At 74.0% G+C, this 3198-nt stretch carries 4 protein-coding genes; 3 read left to right on the forward strand and 1 reads right to left on the reverse strand.

All coding sequences use genetic code 11. The annotated features are described in order from the left end of the window. A partial coding sequence (locus B7767_RS35745) for an XdhC family protein (RefSeq protein WP_107486514.1) occupies positions 1–862 on the forward strand: 862 nt, incomplete at its 5' end. Between the two features lie 185 nt (positions 863–1047). Here B7767_RS35745 and B7767_RS35750 read toward each other — a convergent pair. Continuing rightward, positions 1048–1611, reverse strand: a complete 564-nt coding sequence (locus B7767_RS35750; RefSeq protein WP_085575683.1) for an NADPH-dependent FMN reductase — start codon at positions 1609–1611, stop codon at positions 1048–1050. A gap of 121 nt (positions 1612–1732) precedes the next feature. Between B7767_RS35750 and B7767_RS35755 the strand changes: the two genes are divergently transcribed. Together B7767_RS35755 and B7767_RS35760 are read left to right on the forward strand one after the other, a co-directional pair. Then, positions 1733–2395, forward strand: coding sequence for a TetR/AcrR family transcriptional regulator (locus B7767_RS35755; RefSeq protein WP_085575685.1), 663 nt, complete (start codon positions 1733–1735; stop codon positions 2393–2395). A 49-nt stretch (positions 2396–2444) separates the two neighbouring features. Beyond that, positions 2445–3198: LacI family DNA-binding transcriptional regulator (locus tag B7767_RS35760; protein WP_085575686.1), on the forward strand; the 754-nt coding region annotated here is incomplete at its 3' end.

Below are 3198 nucleotides of genomic sequence, written 5' to 3' on the forward strand. Positions count from 1 at the left end.
CGGGGTCATCGACATCATGGTGACCCCGGTCGGCCGGCGGGCCCCCGCCCGGCAGGTGCTCGGGGCTGCGCTGTCGGCCGTCCTGCGGGGCGGGCCGGGGGCGCTCGCCCGGGTCGTCGAGGGCCCGGCGGAACTCCTCGGCAGGGCCCTGTTCGTCCACCCGGACGGGTCGTACGAGGGGGGCCTCGGCGGGGTTCCCGAGCTGGACCGGACGGCGACCGGGGAGGCCGGGGCCCTGCTGGAGGCCGGCCGCACCGGCACGGTCCGCGTCCAGGAGGACGGGTCGTACTGCCCCGGCGGGCTGACCCTGTTCGTGGAGTCCTCGGTGCCGCCGCCCCGCATGATCGTCTTCGGGGCGATCGACTTCGCGGCGGCGCTGGTGCGGGTGGGCAAGTTCCTCGGCTACCACGTCACGGTGTGCGACGCGCGGCCCGTGTTCGCGACCGGGGCCCGTTTCCCGGAGGCCGACGAGATCGTGGTCGACTGGCCGCACCGCTATCTGCGGGGCACGGAGACCGACGCCCGCACGGTGCTGTGCGTCCTGACCCACGACGCGAAGTTCGACGTACCGCTGCTGGAGGTGGCTCTGGGGCTGCCGGTGGCGTTCGTCGGCGCGATGGGTTCCCGGCGCACCCACGCCGACCGGGAGCGGCGGCTGCGGGAGGCGGGCGTGGGGGAGCGGGAGCTGGCCCGCCTGCGCTCTCCGATCGGCCTCGACCTCGGTGCGCGTACTCCGGAGGAGACGGCGCTGTCCATCGCGGCGGAGATCGTCGCGGCCCGTCGGGGCGGCACGGGCGTTCCCCTGACGGGCTCGCGAACGCCGATCCACCGTGACGGGCGGTCCGCGTCGGCGGCTGCCTGAGCCCTTGGACACGGGGCCGGTTCCGTCGCGTCGGGTGAGGGGGTTTCACCCCCGCCGCCCCTTCCCGTCCCGAAACCGGGGCTCCGCCCCGGACCCCGCTCCTCAAACCCCCGAGGGGCTGGCATCCAGCCCCTCCGGAGGAGTTCGAGGAGCGGGGGTCCGGGGGCAGCGCCCCCGGGATCCGATCAGGCCGCGGCCGGCTCGCCGGCGAGGCCGTGGAGGCGGGTGATGGCCTCGGTCAGCTGGGCGGCGACCTCGTCGTCGTCGGCCGGGTGGGTCTCGGCGAAGCGGGTCACCGAACCGGGGATGGAGAGCTTGATGTCGTCGATCACCTTGCCGCCCGCGATGCCCACGGACTTGCGGGCCTCGTCGTGCGCCCACACACCGCCGTACTGGCCGAAGGCGGTACCGATCACGACGACCGGCTTGCCGCTGATGGCGCCGGCGCCGTAGGGGCGGGACAGCCAGTCGATGGCGTTCTTCAGGACGGCCGGCATCGTGCCGTTGTACTCGGGCGTGAAGAGCAGCAGCGCGTCGGCGCCCGCGGCGGCCTCGCGCAGCCTGGTGGCGGCGGCCGGCACATCGCCCTCGACGTCGATGTCCTCGTTGTAGAAGGGGATCTCCGCGAGCCCCTCGTAGAGCGCCACATCGGCACCCGCGGGAGCGAGCTTGACCGCGGCCTCGGCGAGCTGGCGGTTGTGCGAACCGGCGCGAAGGCTGCCGACGAGGGCGAGGATGCGAACAGACATGGGGAAACTCCAGGGGGCGCTGAAATGTTGCCGAAACAATCCGGACCGGGGTCCGTTTCTTGTTTGTAGCATCTTAACCGGACCGCGGTCCAGTTTCTTCCCGATGCTTTACGCTGGCTTCATGTCCGCCGCGCCGCCGCCCGTCCCGGCATCCCAGGACCCCGTACAGCCGCAGGAGTTGCCGCAACTCGGCATCGACCCCGACGAGCCCTGCCTGCGCGCCGACGCCGCGCGCAACCGGGCCCGCCTGCTGGAGGCGGCCGCGCTGCTCGTGGCCGAGCGCGGGGCCGACAGCATCACCATGGAGGAGGTCGCGGCGGCGGCCCGCGTGGGCAAGGGGACGGTCTTCCGCCGCTTCGGCGACCGCACCGGTCTGCTCACCGCCCTCCTCGACCACTCCGAGAAGAAGTTCCAGGCCGCCTTCCTCACCGGCCCCCCGCCGCTCGGGCCGGGCGCGCCCCCGGCCGAACGGCTGCGCGCCTTCGGCCTCGCGATGCTCCGCCGCTCCGCCGAGGAGCTGGAACTGCAACTGGCGGCCGAACCGGAAGCGGGCCGCCGCTTCACCAGCCCGCCCCGTCGCGTCCTGCGTCATCACGTGACCCTGCTGCTGCGCGAGGCGGTCCCGGACGCGGACTGCGAGGTCCTCGCCCACACGCTGATGGCCCAGCTCGACCCCGCCCTGATCCACCACCTGATACGTCAGTGCGGCATGCCGCCGGAGCGGCTGGAGTCCGCGTGGCTGGACCTGGTCGACCGGGTGACGGGCCCGGCGCCCGCTCACTGACGGTGTATCAACTCCCCCGGACGACAGCCCGGTTACGGCTTCTGCAAGGATGCCGTACGTCATGGTGCAGATAACGAACACGCCCGCGCCCGCGTCCCCCGCACCGACGCGCTCCGTACCCACGAGTGCCGATGTGGCCCGCCTGGCCGGCGTCTCGCGCGCGACCGTCTCCTACGTCCTGAACAACGCCGGCGCCGTCCGGATCAGCGAACCCACCCGCCGCCGGGTCCGTGAGGCCGCGAAGGAACTCGGGTACGTGCCGCACGCGGCGGCCCGCACCCTGCGCGCCGGACACAGCCGTACGGTCCTGATGCCCGCGCCCGCCTTCCCCGTCGGACCGCTCTACAGCCAGTTCATCACCGACCTCCAGAGCTCCCTCGCCCGCCTCGACTACACGGTCGTGCAGTACGGCACCGTCGGCCTGCACGACGACGAGGCCGCCCGCGCCTGGGCCGAGCTGAGGCCCGTGGCGGTCCTGGTTCCCGGCTCCGGACTGAGCCCGCGCGGCGTCGAGGTGCTCAAACGCTCCGGGGCGCGGGCCGTCGTCACCCTCGGCCCCGAACCCGTCGACGGTGCGCACACCCTGCTCATGGACCACGACGTCGTCGGGCACAGCGCCGGCGCCCACCTCTTCGACCGGGGTTGCCGCCGGATCGGCGTGGTCGTCCCGAGAGAGCCCGGCCTGGAGGCGTTCTCCGCGCCCCGCCTGGCCGGCGTGCGCGCCGCCCTGCGCGACACCGACGCCACGGTCACCGAGCTGCCGCTCGCGCACGACGAGGGCGCCGCCGCACGGCTGGCCGCCC

The organism is Streptomyces sp. 13-12-16, from assembly GCF_002114215.1.
Classification (GTDB): Bacteria; Actinomycetota; Actinomycetes; order Streptomycetales; family Streptomycetaceae; genus Streptomyces.